We start from the raw sequence: 17871 nt of genomic DNA, 5'->3' as shown, positions 1-17871 counted from the left end.
CGACCTCGTTACGATCGACCGAGGAGCGGCCGGCGGTAATTTCTGGTGGTCACCTGGTTGCCTTCAGCGCGTTCACATCCTTGGCCAGCTTCGTCATCTTGGCGCTCAGTTCCCCGATTTGCTTGGTCAGGGCTGCCAGGCCGTCCTGTTGGCCCACGCCACCGTGCCCGTTGGCCGCAAGGTTTCGTGCCCGGACGACCCCGGTCGGGACGCCTCTGATGGGGATTTCTACCTCCTGCCACGCCGCCAGCACGGCCGACTGCTCGGCGCTGCCGACGCCGAACAGTTCCCCGGCCTTCTGGAATGTGGTGTGGGCGAAATCCTGGAATTGGGCCTCGGCGCCGGACACTTTGAGTGATTCATACCAGATGGGCCCGGCAGCCTCCCATGCGAATCCGCCGATGCCCACGGCCGTCAAGAAGAACGCCTTGTTCGGAATGCCGGAGTTGAAGTGCACCCCGCCGTTATCACCTTCCTCGGTGTCGGGCAGGTGGATGAATTTGCTCATACGGTCGGGCTGGGGGTCCCTTCCGAACAGCGCATTGTTGTATGCGTGCCCCGGGGCCTTCAGCGATCGCAGGGCGTCGGCATCGATTCCCGGGGTCCACACGTCAGCCCCGATCAGCCAGTCCGCCTCCTCGGCCGACTGCTTGAGCGACCACTGTTTGACCAGCGACCCGAAGACGTCCGAGATCGACTCGTTCAGGGCCCCGGACTGATTGTGGTACTCGAATCCGGCGGTGTGTTCGGTGACTCCGTGCGTCAACTCGTGGGCGATCACGTCGAGGGATCCGGTGAGGTCGCCGAGCTGCTTTCCGTCCCCGTCGCCGAAGACCATTTGCCGTCCGTCCCAGAACGCGTTGTTGAACTTCACGCCGAAGTGAACGTACCCGTCCAGGCGCATCCCCCGGCCGTCGATCGAATCGCGCTGGAACACTTCCTTGTAGAAATCGCGCGTCAGGCCGAGTCCGTCGAACGCCCGGTTGGCGGACTCGTCCACGGACTCCGGTCCGTCTTCCGGCCTGGCCAGGACAGCGGCGGGGAGGAAACTCCCCTGCTCGCAGTCGAAGACGGTGCGCCGGCCGTTACCGGGGGCGGCCGCGCCGGCGAAGGACGCCCGGACCGCTCGCTCACCCCGCAGGCGAGCAGTGGTCAGCAGGGTGTCCAAGGCGGCCTGGCGCACCTCACTGTCTTCGCTCTCCAGGAGCCTCTTCAAAAGGTACGGGGGGATAATGCAGTTGAGTCGCGAGGTCCTGCTCATAGGACACCTCCCGAATAAGAGGACCGACGGTTAAGCATTCATCAACGCGCGGAAGGTTCGAGACGTTCAACGTGGCCAAATGCAGCGTTGCGACGGGCCCTCCGAGAGGATCTCGCAGACAAACGGCAGGTGCCCGCTGGACGTGGCAGCAGCGGAGAAGCGTTGGCGCCGACCAGCCCCGTTTCCAGAGGTGGGGGTTACGCTGATATGACCAGTCTCCGGCCGCACGTAGCGACTGGCAAACGCAACGCGAGTTGCTTGGTCAGGGTGTTGGCCGGTTTCCTCGTTGGCGGGGCCCGCGCGTCGCGCATCACGAAGTCGATCACACCGTCACAGCCTCGGTCCGGTGCAATGGTGAGAGACCTGGCGTGCTCGACTTCGGAGGCGCCCTACACCCAGTTGACTTCCGCCCGCTCCAGCAGTGGGTCGTCCGTCAGCTGGAACAGCGGCACGGCGAAGTTGCCCGACCTGAACCGGCCGCCGAAGTGCAGGCCGAGCACCCGGTGGTCGGCCAGGTCGAAGACCGGGGAGCCGCTGTTGCCGCCGAGCGTGGAGCAGTCGTGCGTCATGGTGAACCCGGGCCCGTCCGGGACCAGCGCCGTCACCGTGCCCGGCTGGAGCCGCTTCACGTTGTAGATGTCCATGAAGATGCGTCTCATGGCCTCCGGCTCGTTTCGGCGGCCGTCCGCCGCCGGGTAGCCGACCACGTACACGGGCCGGCCCGGCAGGTCCGGCGGAGCGTCGGCCGCGACCGGCAGTGGCGCCGGCAGCGGCCCGCCGCCGCCGGCGAGCGGGGACACTCGGAGCAGTGCCATGTCGACGTCCTGGTGGATGCCGATGACCTCGGTGACCTCGAACTCGAACGATCCGTCGGTGGCGGTCGCGCCGAGTTCCTCGGCGGTGTCGATGCGCGCACCCATGCCCTGGCGGAAGGTGAACCCGCCCTCGCCGTCCGCACGACTGAACTCGGCCGCGACATGGCGGTTGGTCATCACGGCGAACGGCGAGACCAGGAAGCCCGTGCCCAGCCAGTCCAGTTCCGCGTGGCCGGAGACCTCCACCCGGCCGACCCGCTCGATCGACTTCCGGATGGCCGGCCGCTGCCCGTCCAGCAGGGCCCAGTCGCCCGGCTGCGAGGCGAAGTCCTGGCCCTGGACCAGGATCGCCGGGCGGCCTTCGAGCAGGACGATCGCCTCCACCCCGAAGTACTCGTCCGCGTCGACATCGCCGGTGCGGCCCGCCGCGAGCTTCTCCAGCCCGCGCACCCCGGCTTCCAGCACCCTGGCCCGCTCCTCCCGGGCGGCGCGGCCGATCTGCGCGGCCGCCTCCTCCTCGCGGGGAAGCCCCTCGGCGGACTCGAGGATCTCCGCGTTCAGCCCCTCGCGTACGCGTGCGGCCACCTCCAGCAAGTCCTCTCGGAAGACCTGCTCAGGCCCGGTCGCCACCGGTGATCCACCGCGCATCTCACACCTCCTGTGGTCGTGCCCGCCCCGTCAGCGTGACTGGGCCGCAGCGATCTCGTCGTGGATTTGCGGGCTGTGCTCCCGCAGGTGCTGCATGATGGCGCTCAGTTGCGTGCCGACGTTGACGAAGGCCGTGCTCTTGCCCTGGAAGCTGACGTCCGAGACGCGGCGCGTGCCGCGGTGCAGGGCCACCACCGTCCAGTCGTCGGTCAGCACCGGCGAGCCGGAGGAGCCGCCCCGGGTGTCGGTGAAGTAGCGCACGTCCCGGTCGTCCGCTTCGAAGGCGAGGTTGTTGCGTAGCGCGATCCGCTTCGGCTCCCCACCCGGGTGCTGAATGATGTTGAGCGCCACAGGCATGTCCTTGGCCACGGCCAGCGGTGCGGTGGCGACGCGGAGGAAGGGCCGGGGCGGGGCGTCGGTCAGGCGCAGCACGGCGTAGTCGAGCTCCTCGTCCCAGGCCACGAGTTCGCTGGCGCGCGTCTCCTCGACGTCCGTGTCGTCCTCGGTCAGGTAGTCGAACCGGGAGCGTGATCCCTGGGCCTGGAGCCGGAGGTCCGCGGGGTCCGCCACCTGCTGCTGGCCGTCGGTGCGCTTGCGGGCGTTGACCACGTGGTGGTTGGTGACGAGCAGGTCGGAGGCGATGAGCCAGCCCGTGCCGTTGTGGGGCAGAGCCAGGGGCTGGAGCAGGGCGCCTCCCTGGTACGGCAGCACCTTGATACGGGCGACCGAGGAGCCCGCCAGAGCTCCGCCGCTCAGGAAGTCGAAGGGCACCGTGTCGTCCCGGAAGACGATCTCTTCCTTGGTTTCCCCGGTGGGGACGTCGGGTGCCACGTCGGGCTCACCGGCCGCGTCGCGCGCCACTCGGTCCAGTGCCTTGAGGACCACGTCGCGGGCGGCGGCGTCGGTGAGCTGGTCGGCGGCGTTCCGGAGCCAGACGGCCAGCGGCACGGTGCCGTCGATCAGCCGCTCCACTCGGTTCATCTCGTTGAGGTCCGAGTGGACCTGCTGGCCGGGCGCGGCGAGAAGCGGCAGCGAGCCGCGGTACTTCGGGAGGATGCCCGCGAACAGCAGACTCCGCAGTGCCGGGTCCGTCAGTCCTGCCTCCACCGCCGTGTCCCGCAGCTGTACGACGTCGTCCTGGGAGAGATACGTGTCGCTCATGGTCGATCAGGCCGCTCTGTGGCCGTTCCCTTCGGCTGGGCTCTCTGCTGAGGGGTCCGCGTCGCCCGGCTCCGACGCGCCCGGCTCCGACGCGCCCGGCTCCGACGCGACCGGCTCCGACGCGCCCGGCTCCGACGCGACCGGCCGCGCGTCCGTGGGTACGTCCCGGCCGGGGGTGGTGGCACCGGCGCCCATCACTGCCGCCACGCCCGAGACGAGCTCGCCGCTCCGGTCGTCGAGGGCCAGGAGGCGCCTGGCGAGCCCGTCGAGCGTCCCGAGCCGGCGCGCCTCGCGCAGCATGCCCTGCACCCCCTGGTCGGTGGCCCCGGTCGTGAACCTCCGGTCGGGCGGGCTCGCGGAGTCCTCCAGAAGGCGGCGCAGCGAGGCCCGCAGCTCGGGCCGACCGGCTACCACGCGGGTGATCGCCTCGCCGAGTATGTCCAGGACCCCGTCCTCGGTCTCGGGCAGGCCCACGACGTCCAGGGCGTGCTCCAGGATCCGCGGGTGGTCGCGCGAGACCTCGGCGACCGCGGCACGCACCAGGGCGGGCTGCCGGACGAGCTCCGCGTCGGGCAGCCGCCGCAGTCGCTCGGCGAGCCTGCCCTCGACCTCCTGATCGTGTTCCTCGGCGCCCGACGCCAATTGTGCACGGGTCAGCAGGGCGCCCAGTGCCTCGAAGTCCTTGCCCAGGCCCGTGGCGATCTCCTCGGCCTCGGCGAGGTCGTCGTCGGCCTCGCCTCGGTCGCCGTCCGCCTCGGCCAGGCGCGCCGAGAGGAGCAGCAGCTCCAGCTGCAGTCCGGGGAAGCCGTCCTCCTCGGCGCGGTCCACGGCCGCGTCGGCGGCTGCCCGGGCATCGGTACGACGGCCCAGCCGGTCCAGGGTCTCGACCCACAGCGGGTGCAACGGGCTGCCCGAGGTCCACGGGCGCCGCCCCTCGAGCCGGGCTGCGGCCTCGTCGGTGTACCCCTGCGACAGCAGGTCCTCCACCTCGTGGGCGGTGATGCGCTCCCAGTCCTCCTGGTCCGCCTTCGCCATCACCTCGTCCGGGGTGTGACCGCCGAAGCGCCCGGCGAGGTACGCGGCGGACCGTCCCGCCATGTCCTCGTCGGCCCCGACGAGGAACCGCTCGACACCGGGCAGCCAGCGCAGCTCCACCTCGCGCGGGCTCTCGTTCAACCGCAGCCGGTGGTAGATCTCCTCCGCCCGCGGCTCCAAACCCTCGCATGCCGCGTAGTACGCGACGGCCCGCTGCCCGACCGCCCGCATCAGGTCCGGACGGGCGCGGTCGGCCAGCCGCAGCATGATGGCCCGCAGATCGGTCCGGTGGCGCACGCTCCCCGGAGCGGCGGATTCCACCAGGTCGAGCCGGGAGAACAGCCCGAAGAGACGCTCCGCCTCCAGGTCGGAGTCCACCGTCAGTCCGCACGGCTCGGCGAGGACTTCCCGGATCAGTCCGGGGGTGATGGTCCGCAGCGCCATTCCGGCCTGGGCCAGGGCACGGACGTCCTCCTCCCCGATGCGCCTCAGGATCCGCTCGTACAGGATCCCCTGGATGAGCATCTGGTCGACCTTGCGGAAGAAGTGCCGGCGCCGCCGGGGCAGGCTCTCGATCAGTTCGTTCAGCGACTCGGCCGGGTCGCCCTCCTGCTCGGCTGCCCGCGCCGCCAGCTTCAGGCTCAGGGGATTCCCGCCCACGCGGTCGGCGAGCTTCTCGGCGAGTCGTTCGTCGGTCACCCCGCAGCAGGTCAGGAGGGCCGCCGAGGCCTCCGGGCCAAGTTCGTTCAACTCGATGGTCAGGGGCTCCACCAACCGGGCCGGATGCTCCTTGAGCAGCCGCCCGGCGACGACGGTCCGCAGCCTCGGGTGCACCTTCTGGAGTGCCGACCAGATACCCCACATGCGGCCGAGCTCCGGGGAACCGCGGTACTGGGCCTCCTCGAAGGAGTCGATCACGAGTACCAGGGGCGGCTGCTGCGCCGCGGGCACCCCCACCGCCTGGACGACGAGCGTCGCGAGCTGGGCCGCCAGCATGCCCTCGCGCGCGGCGGACAGGGCGTGCACGCCCGACTGGGAGAGCCGCGCCATCGTCGCCCGGGTGGTGGCGAGCTCGTAGAGCTCGTCGACCGTGTCCTCTTCGGCCCGGTGGAGGCCTACGGTCTCCTCGCACGCATGCGCCAGGGCGTCGAAATCGGCGTGATGCTCCGGGAACTGGACGCGGAGCTGGCGAGCCATCTCCGCGATCAGGGTGGCTGGTTCGTGGACCGAGAGGGTGGGCCGTGCGAAGTCGACGTACGCGAAGGGGAACGGGGTCGGGAAGTCGCGCAGGCTGTCCCGGAGGAACGTAGTGAGCAGAGCGCTCTTGCCGACGCCGCTCAGCCCGTGGATCAGCACTGGCCGCTTCGTGCCGCTGCCGAGCGCCCGGGTGAACTCGTCCTGGAACGGCGTGGGCAGTCCGATGTAGGCGCGCAACCGGGCGAGTTCCTCGACGCGCCCCTGGAAGGAGCTGCGTGCGAGGCGTTCGAGGGGCTGCATCAGCCGCGCCCGGTCCAGTAGCTGCTGGACCTCCCCGCTCTGCGGGATGCCGGTGATGCCCGGGATCTGCGCGAGCCACAACACCGCCTGCAGCGTGTGCGGCAGCTCGTCCAGCTTCTGGTGGGCGAGGTCCGGGGGGGTGCCGTCGAGGTAGGCCAACGCGGTGCTTTCCGGGCCCGAGCCGGGCGGGATCTGCTCGAGGTTGGCCAGCAGGGCGAGGTGGGCCGCTTCCGGATCGGCGAAGCCGCGCAGCGCCGTGTCACGAGCCTCCGGCTTGAGTACCCAGCTGAAAGTGTTGCGCGCGCCGACGGCCCGGCAGTCGCGCAGCAGCTCCAGGCCGGCCGCCCCGGAGGGCTCCTCCTCGCCGGGCAGCTTCAGCCGGGCCGGGTCGAACCGGCCCAGCAGGGACGCCGCTTCCCGGTAGGCCTTGCGCGGGTCCGACACGTCTGCGGGACCGGGGGCGGCCGCCGCGGCGTGCAGCCGCTCGCTCAGGCGCGTGCCGAAGTCCTCACCGGGTACGAGCGCGCCGTAGAGGCGGACCGACTCCGCTGCCGCCGTGCAGACCTTGCGCATGTAGCTGTCCGGCCCGGAGGCCTCTCCCGCGTGGAGGACGGCGGGGACGGTCGTCTCCACGAGGCTGGCGATTCGCTTCGTGTCCGGGGGCGTCGAGGCCTCCGTGAAGAACTGCCGGAAGAACTCCTGCAGATCGTCCGGGCCGAACATCCGGGCGGTGTCCCTGACCTCGTTCTTGCGTATCTCGTACGGGAGCTGGCGCATCGTCGGTGAGTACCCGAGCAGTACCAGCCGGGGCGGTACGTCCGGCGGCGCCGGCCTCTGGTTGTAGATGGTCAGGGCCAGCTTTCCGATGCAGTCCCAGACATCGGAATTGACGTCGAGCTTGTCGCAGTCGTCCAGCACCAGCCAGTACTGCCCGCGCGCGGTCGTGGCCTGCCTGACGACGCGGTGCAGCGCTGCATCGATCTCAGGTAGTGGATCGTTCAATTGTGTCGGATTCAACGGCGAGAGGGTTGCGTTCGGGTCCGCGACGGACTCGGTGAGCCGCTGGACCACCTGCTCGGCGGTCGAGGTCCGGTTCAGCGTCACCCGCACCGGCCGGAAATTGCAGTGCTCGCCTATGTGCCGGATCAGCTTGTAACTGTAGGAGCGCCCACTGTCCGGCTCTCCGTCCACTACCAGAACCGTCTTGTCGGGATTCTCGAAGAATTGGCGGAGCCGCTTCCTGAAGTCCACCCGGTCGATGAACACCTCGGCGCCGTTGCTGAGCACCCTGCTGAGGAAGAAGTCCTGGGGTGAAATGTGCAGCCGCACGGCCTCCTCCAGCTCGCACTTGAGGCGCTCGGCCTCCTTTCCGGCCGGGAGGGAGATCAGCGAGTCGATCCGCACGAGCGTACTGAGCAGCTGGAGTTGGGTTTCGATGCCACTGTTCCGCACTGCCTCGACCAGGGCGACCGAATTGTCGCTGCTCACATAACTCAGTGGGATTCTGCTCACGAACTCGGGTGAGAATCCGAACTGGACCAGCTTGGGTCGGGGTTCGCCGGAAATGAAGAAGTGGTCCCGCACCATTTCGGTGACGAGTCCCCATTCGGTGTCCTTGGGAGACATACCGCACCTGCACAGGCCGCCGTAGCGGCGTGGAAGACGGACTGCCTGATACCTGTCATGGTTTCACTCGGCCCGGTCCGTCGCAACGCGGCAAGCGGCACCAGGTCCCGCAGGCCCGAGACATTGGACCAGCCCGCCACACCCGCCGGGACCGCCGTCGGGAGCGCGAGCCGGTCCTGGACCTCGGTGATACCGAGAGGAGATCCCGCGGTGACGAACAGGGTGACGTCCCGGCGGGCCTCGCGGAGCGTTGCCGTTGCCGTTGCCGTTGCCGTTGCCGTGGACGTAGACGTAGACGTAGACGACGGTGGCGTCGTCCGTCAGCTGCCCAGGACCACGTCCTCGTAGCTCTCGAGACGCTTCCAGCGCTCCGCGGGTGCGCGGGTGACGGGCATGAGGTCGGCGGCCGGCAGCGGCCCGAAGTCGAGGCCGGTGAGCTCGACGACGTCGGTGACCGGCACCTGGAACGTGCGGTACGGGCCGAGCGGCGGCGGATCGCCGGGCTTGGCGCTCGCCATCGCCCGCTCGCGGTCCCGGCTGAGGTCCGGGCTCTGGTCGAGGATGTACCCGGTCGAGGCCAGTCGGCCGTTCTGGACGAAGGCGGCCACCTTCCAGAACCGCAGCGGCACCTGGATGCCCCGGTAGGGCGGGTCGGAGTCGTGCAGGACGGGACCGGTGAAAACGGACAGCTTGCGGTCGAACTGGGCCGCGTGGTCGAGCAGATGGTTCTCCAGCCCCTGCCACAGCTCTTTGCCCTGGTTGAAGACGTCCTGCTGCGGCGCCGCGTTGGTGAAGTGGAAGGTGTCCGTGTTCGCGCGGTTGGCCTCGGACACGGCACCCCAGACCGGGTCCAGGCGGCGGACCAGGTGCCCCCGGTCCAGGGAGTTGTCGCGGTAGATGTCGTTGCCGGCCTGCTGGGCCTCGGGTACGCGCGGGTCGAACCCCCAGGCGTCGTCACGGGGTACGTCCTCCACGATCCGCTCGCCGTCGATGCAGACGGCGGTGGAGGCGGCCAGCCTGCGGTCTGGGCGCAGGACGACGGTGAAGTGGGTGTAGGGGAGGACCACGGTCTCGATCCCGGTCGCGGCCGGCAGGGGGAGCGGGACGACGGTACCGAGGAAGGACTCCTCGTAGCCGGTGCGATCGGCGAGAGAGTCCTGCCGTGCTTTGGCGCCCGCAGCCCGATCCGGTGGCGTGTCGATTGCGTTCATAAAATAGCAATACCGTGCCCAAGTGATCGTTTACGGTCCGATGCCACGGGTCACCCGAACAGCGGCTCCCCTCGGCAGGCCCGATCGGGCGGCGTCCCCCGCGCCCCGGTTCAGGCGGCGGCCACTGCGGAACCCATGTTGTCGACCCCACTTGCCCGCCACGCCCCGAGGAGTACCCGTGCCCACTGGCCTGTCCATCCATGTCGGTCTGAACAAGGTCGATCCCGACGCCTACGACGGCTGGGACGGCAAGCTCCTGGCCTGCGAGAACGACGCCCGCGACATGGCGGCGGCGGCCCGCGCCAGCGGGTTCGACGACACCGTCATCCTGACTGGCGACGGCACGGTGGAGAACATCACCGCGGAGCTGCGCAACGCGGCCGGACGGCTCAAGAGCGGGGACATCTTGCTCTTCACCTACTCGGGCCACGGCGGCCAGATGGACAACACCGTCGGATCGGACGTCGAGCCCGACCGGCTGGACGAGACGCTGGTGTTCTTCGACCGCCAGTTCCTCGACGACGAGCTGGACCGGGAGTTCCGCCGGTTCGAGGAGGGGGTCAGGATCTTCGTCCTGCTGGACTCCTGCCACAGCGGCAGCGCCATCGAGTCCCTCCAGGGGCTGCTCACCCCGGAGGCGCTGCAGTCGCAGTTCCAGACCCGTGACCCGGGCCAGGTGGAGGCGGCGTCCCGGCTGATGCCGTTGCTCAAGCAGCAGCAGATCTTCGCACGGGACCGGGCGTTCTACGAGGGCCTCCAGCGCGAACTCAAGGACGGCAACGGCGGTCGCCCGGCGCCCGGCGTCGTGCTCATCGCCGCCTGCCAGGACAACCAGGTGGCGTCCGACGGAGACGTCAACGGACTGTTCACCGCGAACCTTCTCAAGGTGTGGGGGAAGGGCGCCTTCCAGGGCGACTACCGCACCTTCCACCGCGACATCCAAAAGCGCATGCCCGTCATCCAGAGCCCGAACTTCTACACGACGGGCAGCCCGGCGGACGGCTTCCTCAAGCAGAAGCCGTTCACCATCTGACACCGACTGCCGTACGGCCGCCCCCGGGAGCCGTCGTATAAGGGGGTGTGCTCCGCGAGCTGCTTCCGATCGCCCCGTGGCCGCAGGACGCGGACGGGCGAGGCGTCGAGTGGCCGCTCGCCGCCCAGGACCTGCTCGAGTACGAGCCCCGAGGAAATCCTCGGGGCTCTCGGCTCCGCCGTCCTCGTCCCCGACGCCAACCGCGAGCCCCGATCGCCGCCGACACCCCGTACTACTCGGGGAAACACAAACGCCGCCTGAGGCCGACAGTGACGCTGCTGCTCGACGCGTCGGCCTGCGCGCCCGCCCGGACCGCCCGCCCCTTCGCCTGGCCGGACTCGTCCCCTTACCCGCTTGAGCGGGCCTTCTCCAGGAGCTCCTGATAGGGCGTCTGCACCGTGGAGCCACGCACCGGCGAGAGACCGTACCGGTCATTGACCTCTTCCTTCGCGTAGGGATTCACGGGATCGAACTCTGTCCGTTCACCCGGCGGCGACACGTCCACAACAACGCGCGGCCACTCACCACTGACCACTCTGAACACTGTTATCCGCTGCCGACCCCGGGTCACGTTCAGGATTTCACTGCTGTTCGAGATCTCGGATCGATACCTGTACTTTGCGTCGGGAGGATATCCCTTCTCCTTCTTGGCCTCTTCTGCGAGCTCCTTGCCCCCGATCCCGGAACGCTCGTAACCGGCGGGTATTTTCGTTCGGTCTTTCCTGATCACGTACACCTCGGTCTGGGCCCTGATGGCTTCATACTTGCGCGGAGTGGGATCCTTGATCTCGACGACCACGTCCTGTGCGACTTCCTCCCCTGGGTTCAACACGCTGCCCACCGGCGTGACGAAGGCGCCATCGTAGATCAATTCGAACGCGCCGGGCTTGACGTCGGAGCTACTGCTCGCGGGCCCGCCATGGATCCAGTACTTGCTGTCGAGGATGTAGACGGGAACCTGGCCCGCGTTCTTCACGTACAGATGGACCGTCACATACAGCTGCGCCGCTCCGTTTTTCATACTCGACTCTTTGAACTCCGCCCCACTCTGTATCAGCGGGGTTCTCACATAGGGAAGGTAGATCTGTGAATATGCCAGGTTGGCGCCGGCGAGAAGGGTGGAGATGATGGCACCGATCGCGATCTTCTTGGGGTTGCGGAGACCTTTCCACGCCCGCAGTTTGACAAGTCCGACCAGCGCCGCGGAGGACCAGACGCAGAGGGCGATCCCGATCACGGTGTAGCCGGTGAAACGCTCGCCGATCTGCAGCAGGAGGAGGGAAATTCCACAGAGGAGGGCGATTACCACTCCGGCCAGAACGGCCACACCCGAGTTGCGCCATCGCCGCTTGCCCCAGTAGTCGAACGCCGCCCCGGCGGCGGCCAGTTCCACCACGGCCGCAACGAGGACGGTAACTCCTGCGATCCGTCCGCCGTAGGTCAGGGCATCACCGCTGTCCGATATTCCGATCTGGAAGAGCGGACATGCGGTCGCGAGGAAGCCGAAGACCATGAGGAGGCCGATTGTCAGTCGCCGCCCCACCCGGTCCGGCCAGACAGTGCAGTCTCCGCCGAGCCATTGGATGTCGTGGTGCCCGAGTGCCACACCAGCACGATCCAGGATTCTTCGGAGCTCCCCGTGGGACCGGGCCTTCCCCGCGAGGTCGCCGTCGATCAGGACCTTCCGCAAGCCGAGGTCATCAGGAGGCCCTACGGCTACCTCGGGCGTGTTCGCCATGACACCAGCCTGACGCCTGTCCGCGGAACGCGCCCCCTGAGCACCCCCGCGTCAGGGTGCGATCAACGCGGCGCAGGGCGAAGCTGAAGTTGATGTGTGTGTTGGTTTAGCTCGTCCCCAGAGGAGCTCTCATGCGTAGACGTATTCTCGGATTCACCGCCGCACTCGTACTGGCCGTTCTCGGCGCCGCAGTACCCGTCGCGCAGGCTGCCGCACCGGCTGTCACCGGACCGGAGTGCATCGCTGACAAGGTTGGAAAGGTGGAGTACGACTCCGGCACCGGCCTGTGGACCTGCATAGGCGGCGAGCACGACGGCGAACCCATCACCACGAAGTGAACGCCGCCCGCCCGCCCCTTCTCGTTCGGGGCGCACGGCGCCTTGGGTTCGATGTCTCGTGACGGGTCGTTGGTTGTCCGGCGGCCCGTTTCTGCTTGCCGGGTCGCTTGGGGTCATGGTGGGGGCCGGCTGTCGCGTCGAGACGGGAAACGGTCGGATGGCCGGGCGGGGGAGGGGCCACGCCCGCCCCACCCCGGCGCACGTGCGTAGCCGCCCCACCGCCCGTGCGGGCCGCCGCATGAGCGTCCTCTCAGCCGCGACCGCCTTCGGCTTCCTTCGCCGTGGCCAGGCGCCAGGGCGCGAACGCGCTGGCCGTGCGCGGCAGGAGGCCCGCCAACTCGGGGCAGTGCCGCACCACCACGCTGGTCATGCCATTGCGCTGGATCCAGTCGATGCCCAAGGGGGTGTACACCTCGGGCCTGAAGTCGACCGTGAGGAAGCGATCGCTCTGCAGGCGGCGGGTCGCCATCAGGATGAAGATGCGGAAGGCGGTGTCGCTGAAGCCGAAGCCCTGCGGCGGGTTCTCGGCGAAGAGACCGACCATGGTGTCGATCTGATCGACATCGCGGTAGACCTCCTTCAAGCGTGCGATCGTCTCCGCGTCGGAAGACACGTCCTCGAACCGCCGCACGCGCGGCTTGTGCAGACCTGCCCGGAAGTCGTTGTAGCGCGGTACACCGCGGCGCCGGGTGCGTACCAAGTCGACCACGGACAGGTCGATGATCTCGCCGTCCCGCTCGAACGCCCGCAGGGCGCGGGGGTAATTGTGCAGGGTGATCGCGCCGGGATGAGCGATGCCGAGTGAGTACAGCGAATTGGCCAGACCGGTCCTGCGGATGAGCGCCTCCGCAGCGGGGCCCTGCACGTCGTTGAAGCCGAGGGTGTCCAGACGCCGGCCGAGCCGGTGGTCCACGATCTCGAAGTCGTCGGGGAGCAGCGGGTGCATGCGGTAGACGGTGACGAAGTCCTCGGTGAGCGAGTACGGAGCGGCATGGTGGTCCGGCAGGGTCTCGGGGATGCCGGTCAGTGAATGCGTCTCGAAGAGCCACAGTCCCAATTGTTCGAGCCACTTCTTCGGCGGCCCCTGCCAGTTGGTCTTGAGACCGATGTCGATCACTTCGGTGGCGAGGATCGCGGGAGTCCACTCCACGGTGTGGATCTTCGCGATGAGAGCCGAGACGACCAGTCGCGCAGTCTGGTAGACACGGTCCTCGCTCAACCTCGGGTACTCCTGCCGCAGCGCTTCGCACACGGCGTTGTGCTCGCGGGCGAAGAGGGTCTGCATGGCGCTCAGGCCGTACCACCAGCTCTCCGCGAACCCGGTGAGCGGGAGGCCGTCCGGCCCGGCCGGCAGGTAGTCGTCCTCCAAGCGCAGCGCGGCACCGCCACCCGGCTCGCGCAGCGACCTTCCGGTGCTCTCGTCGCCGCCGTAGATCTCGGAGCCGTCCCACCACTGGGACGCCGCGTTGGCGAACAGCGTCGGCGGACCCTTGCCGTCGGCCGGGTGCAGCCCTTCGTTCTCAGCGAAGCGCATGACCTCCTCGGGACGTCCGCCCGGCGTGTTCTGCCACGTGACACCGGGAGGGAGCGGCACCTCGACGCTCTTCGTACCGGTGGGATAGCGCTTGTGGTTGACCCAGTCGTGCACCTGGAACTGGATCCAGGCGGCGGCCAGGACGTTGAGGGAGCGTGCCGGGATGAAGACGTCGCGGTGCAGCAGCTCCCGACTGACAGTGACCGGGTTCGGTACGTCGAACAGGTCCGGTTGGTAGACGGGTGCGAGGTTCCGGCCGAAGGCGGACCCGACAGCGCCCATCGTCGGTGCGGACAGGTCGTTGTACGTGCCGTCGTAGCTCCGCGCGAGCCGCATGTCCTCGTCGATGGGATCGGGTACGGGCTGGGTTCTGGGCGGAGCCTCGCGGACCTCGGTGTCGACCAGGTTGTACTGGCGCAGCTTCTGCCGAAAGGCCACGAGGTTCAGCAGACCGAGGCGTGTGGGCAGCCGGTGCCAGGGGACGAATCGGTTGAGGCCGCGGAAGGCGGCGCGCAACGGCACGCCCAGTACGGCGTTGCGTCGGGGCTCGACGTTGGCGAACCGGTGGCCCAGGCGGTGGGCGCTGCTGGCTTCGTAGGCGACCTTGCGTGCACGGTTGAGGTTTCCGAGGGGCCGAAACTCCTCCGTCGTGTTCCACGGGTTGAAGGCGAGCTCGTCAACCCGTGCCGCTGCGGCTCGAGCCTCGGCCGAGCCGATGTCATGTCGAGGGATGGTCAGCGTTGCCACCCGCACAAGAGGCGTGTCCTCCTCCTTCCACTCGGCCGCGCCGTCCTCGATGGGCGTCCGGCGGGCATCCACGTAGCGCTGGACGTACAACTCGAAGACGACATCTGCCTCCTTCAGCCGCTGTGCGAGTTCGTGCTGCAGGAAATCGGGGTCAGTGCCGGAGGGGGCGGGGGCCGACGGAGCGTCGGCTGCGGGGCCCAGCTGATAACGCACCGGCCCCGCGTCACCCCACAGGATGGCGCCGCGGCTCCAGTACGTCTCCAGCGCCAGGCTGCGCACCGTGCGGCTCGTACCCGCACGCACGTTGCGCCGCATGCGCGCGGCCGTGGACCATCCGACCGCGAGCGGCAGCGTGACGAACAGCGCGAGGGCCTTCCGCGGTGTCGAGTCGGCGCCCGCCATGGCCTTCGCGAATTCGACGAACTCGCGCGCGTTGCGCGCATGCGAGACCGGATGGCTCGTCATCAGCAGGTCGTGCGCTTCGTCGGCTCCTGCCGCGATGCGCAAGGCCGCCCCGCGCAGATCGGGGGCGTGGTCGGGCTGGCGGGCGCCGTTCGCATTGGAGAGCCGCACGGTGACGGGGTACTGGGCACCCGGTTGGGCGAAGCCGGTCCGCAGGTCGGGGGGCAGGTCGCCGACGAAGGCCAGACGCGCGTTCTCCGCGCCGAGAACGGCCTTGGCGTGGAACGTCCGCGCGAGGTCGGCTGCGCCACTGCGCTTCTTGGACTTGAGCTGGACCCGCATGAGCTCACGGGCGAGCCGCTCGAAGATGAGTCGTTCCGCCTCCGGGTTGCCGCCCACGTAGTGCTCGTACTGCCTGATCTCGGCCATGTGTGCCTCTTCGCCAAGGCGCACCCCGCTGTCCGGACGCAATGCCGGCGGACGACGAGGTCACGCTGCACGGCTGCCCGAGACTTGGTCCGCGGGCACCTGGGTTCACACAGCAACCCTGACCCAGTGGTGCGGCCGCGGCGCGCGGAACAACGCAGACGGGTGGCATCCGCTTCGCGCCCCGGTAGGGAACCGCCGCACGAGTTCTGCGGGCGCCCTCAGCGGTGACGCCGGCCCTGCCACTCGTACGGCCCACTTCATGTGCGGGAGCGGGATGTGTCGAGTACTGGCAAACTGGTTTCGGAAGACCGCACGGCAGAGCTGTCCGGCGCGTCCGAACGCTTCTTCCCGCATCAGTGGGCCACACCCGGTCGGTCCGCGCGACCAGGGTACGTCGCCGTTGGCCGACGGGGACCGACGCCGAGATCACTCGGTAGGCCCTACCGCACCACAGCCACAGCCACCACGGCCACCACAGCTCCTCGCCCGAGGCGTCATTCCCGGCAGCCGGGGACGCTCGAGACGGCTCCGTCATGGGTGACTGCGCCGACACGGCCGCACCACGTGCCGCGTCGACACCGCACTCGCCGACAACAAATGCGGGGGAGTGGACGAGGGAACGGCGATGAGGGTTTACGAAGCCATAGTCAAGGGCCTGGAAGACATCGGAGTACGGGCCGCTTTCGGCGGTGCCGGAGAGAACGCCGCCGGCCTGATGCTGGCGCTGAAGCATTCGCAGCAGATCCGGCCGGTCATCACGCGGCATGAGCAGGCCGCGTCCTTCATGGCGTGCGGCCACGCGATGTACACGAACCAATTGGGCTTCTGCTTCGCAACGGCCGGGCCGGGTGCGTTCAACCTGTTCTCCGGTCTGGCTGTGGCGATGTCCGACTCCTACCCCGTCCTGGCGGTCTCGGGATACGCCTCGAGGGCATGGCAGGGATGGGGCTCCCTCAACGAAACCTCGGGCCTGAACCGGACGCCCGACTCCCGGGCCATGTTCGCCGCCACGACGAAGAAGTCCTTCCTGCTCACCGATGCCGCCGACACGTGTGATGTGCTCGAGGAAGCCGTCAACATCGCCTTCGAAGGAAGGCCCGGGCCGGTGCACATCCACGTTCCCGAGGACCTCACCCACCGCGGTGTCGAGGTCACGGACTTCCGGCACATCCGGCTCGACGTAGCCCCGGTCGTCCCGGATCCGGCCCGCGTGGAGGCGATCGCCTCGATGCTGGCCGACGCCCTCACACGGCGCAAGCGCATCGTGGCGCTCGTCGGGTTCGGCGCGATCCGCAGCGGAGCGGGAGCGGAGGTCCGGCGCTTCATCGAACGGTTCCAGATTCCCTTGCTCACCACACTGGACGGCAAGGGCATCGTCTCCGAGGGGCACCCGCTCTCGGTGGGCGTCTTCGCGGACAGCGGACACTCCAGCGCGTGGAAGGCGTTCCGCGAGGCCGATGTCGTGCTGTGCGTCGGCAACTCCCTGAATCAGCACGCCACGTTCAACTACCGCGAAGACCTCTTCGATAACAAGGTGCTCGTCCATGTGAACATCTCCGAGACCGAGTTCCGCAAGGCCTACCGGCCCGACTACGCGCTGCTCTCCGATGCGCGCCTCGGGGTTGCCGCCCTCCACGAGGCGCTCGACAAACGGGTCGGCGACGTCCCGGCGGTCGACGTCGACGGCCGCGACTACGAAGCCCGTCACATCACGCACCTGACCGGAAAGATCCACCCGGGGGAGCTGGCCCAGGCGATCGGCAGGATGCTGCCCCCACGAGGTGTTCTGCTCGCCGACGCGGGAGCACACCTCGCCTGGCTCAGCTACTACGTCGAGCTGGAGGAGGGGCAGAACTTCCGCAAGGTCGGTTCCTTCGGGCCGATGGCCGGCCATGTCAACGGTGCCATCGGAATGAAGCTCGCACACCCGGAACGGACCGTCGTCGTCGGGTGCGGTGACGGCTGCTACTCGTTGTCCGGTTTCGAGCTGATGACCGCCGTCGAGAACGACATCCCCGTCATCTGGATCATCTTCGACGACCAGGAATTCAAGCTGATCAAACTGTTCCAGCTCGTCACCTACGGGGAGACGGGGCTCGTCGAGTTCCAGAACCCGGACTTCGCCGCATACGCGCAGGCGTGCGGCGCCGACGGCTACCGCGTCGAGACGCTGGAGGAGTTCGAGAAGGCGTTCCGTGAAGCGCTCGCCTCCGGCCGGCCCTCCCTCATCGACGCCCGGATCACGCGATGGGCCGTCCCCCACTACAGCCCCTCGCCCGACGGCGTCATCGCCGGCCTCGTCGAGACCATCGAGGCACGCTTGCGCGGCTGACAGCGTCCGTGTCCGCTCCTCCCCCCGGCGAGCCCCGCGCCCACGGCGAACGGCACGGTGTGGG

Annotated in this window: 10 protein-coding genes; 3 read left to right on the top strand and 7 right to left on the bottom strand. The window is 68.7% G+C overall.

Annotated elements, in window-relative coordinates; translation table 11 throughout:
- Nucleotides 1-49: 49 nt before the first annotated feature.
- The 5 genes from J7F03_RS10255 to J7F03_RS10235 form a co-directional block, all read right to left on the bottom strand.
- A complete protein-coding gene (locus tag J7F03_RS10255; protein WP_251071702.1) occupies nt 50-1168 on the bottom strand; it encodes a M4 family metallopeptidase in 1119 nt (372 codons plus the stop codon).
- A gap of 482 nt (nt 1169-1650) precedes the next feature.
- Complete coding sequence (locus J7F03_RS10250) at nt 1651-2724, bottom strand: serine protease (protein WP_214948385.1); 1074 nt, start codon at nt 2722-2724, stop codon at nt 1651-1653.
- 30 nt (nt 2725-2754) lie between these two features.
- On the bottom strand, nt 2755-3885 hold the full coding sequence (locus J7F03_RS10245; protein WP_214948384.1) for a trypsin-like peptidase domain-containing protein: 1131 nt from the start codon (nt 3883-3885) through the stop codon (nt 2755-2757).
- 6 nt (nt 3886-3891) lie between these two features.
- Nucleotides 3892-8043, bottom strand: coding sequence for an AAA family ATPase (locus J7F03_RS10240; RefSeq protein WP_214948383.1), 4152 nt, complete (start codon nt 8041-8043; stop codon nt 3892-3894).
- Between the two features lie 320 nt (nt 8044-8363).
- Nucleotides 8364-9254: a DNA/RNA non-specific endonuclease gene (locus J7F03_RS10235; protein ID WP_214948382.1), complete on the bottom strand. Its 891-nt coding sequence runs from the start codon at nt 9252-9254 to the stop codon at nt 8364-8366.
- Between the two features lie 178 nt (nt 9255-9432).
- Here J7F03_RS10235 and J7F03_RS10230 point away from each other — a divergent pair, with 178 nt between their 5' ends.
- A complete protein-coding gene (locus J7F03_RS10230; protein WP_214948381.1) occupies nt 9433-10287 on the top strand; it encodes a caspase family protein in 855 nt (284 codons plus the stop codon).
- 346 nt (nt 10288-10633) lie between these two features.
- On the opposite strand, the gene J7F03_RS10225 is transcribed toward J7F03_RS10230, so the two are convergent.
- On the bottom strand, nt 10634-12025 hold the full coding sequence (locus tag J7F03_RS10225; protein ID WP_214948380.1) for a hypothetical protein: 1392 nt from the start codon (nt 12023-12025) through the stop codon (nt 10634-10636).
- 131 nt (nt 12026-12156) lie between these two features.
- On the opposite strand from J7F03_RS10225, the gene J7F03_RS10220 reads away from it, so the two are divergent.
- Complete coding sequence (locus tag J7F03_RS10220) at nt 12157-12363, top strand: hypothetical protein (RefSeq protein ID WP_214948379.1); 207 nt, start codon at nt 12157-12159, stop codon at nt 12361-12363.
- Between the two features lie 250 nt (nt 12364-12613).
- Here the strand turns inward: J7F03_RS10220 and J7F03_RS10215 are convergent, their stop codons facing one another.
- Nucleotides 12614-15475, bottom strand: coding sequence for a peroxidase family protein (locus J7F03_RS10215; protein WP_214948378.1), 2862 nt, complete (start codon nt 15473-15475; stop codon nt 12614-12616).
- A 625-nt stretch (nt 15476-16100) separates the two neighbouring features.
- Here J7F03_RS10215 and J7F03_RS10210 point away from each other — a divergent pair.
- Entirely contained in the window at nt 16101-17807 is a 1707-nt protein-coding gene (locus tag J7F03_RS10210; RefSeq protein WP_214948377.1) for a thiamine pyrophosphate-binding protein, read from the top strand.
- Nucleotides 17808-17871 lie beyond the last annotated feature (64 nt).

This window comes from Streptomyces sp. ISL-43, from assembly GCF_018614195.1.
Taxonomy (GTDB): Bacteria; Actinomycetota; Actinomycetes; order Streptomycetales; family Streptomycetaceae; genus Streptomyces.
This window is presented reverse-complemented; position numbering and strand designations above follow the sequence as displayed.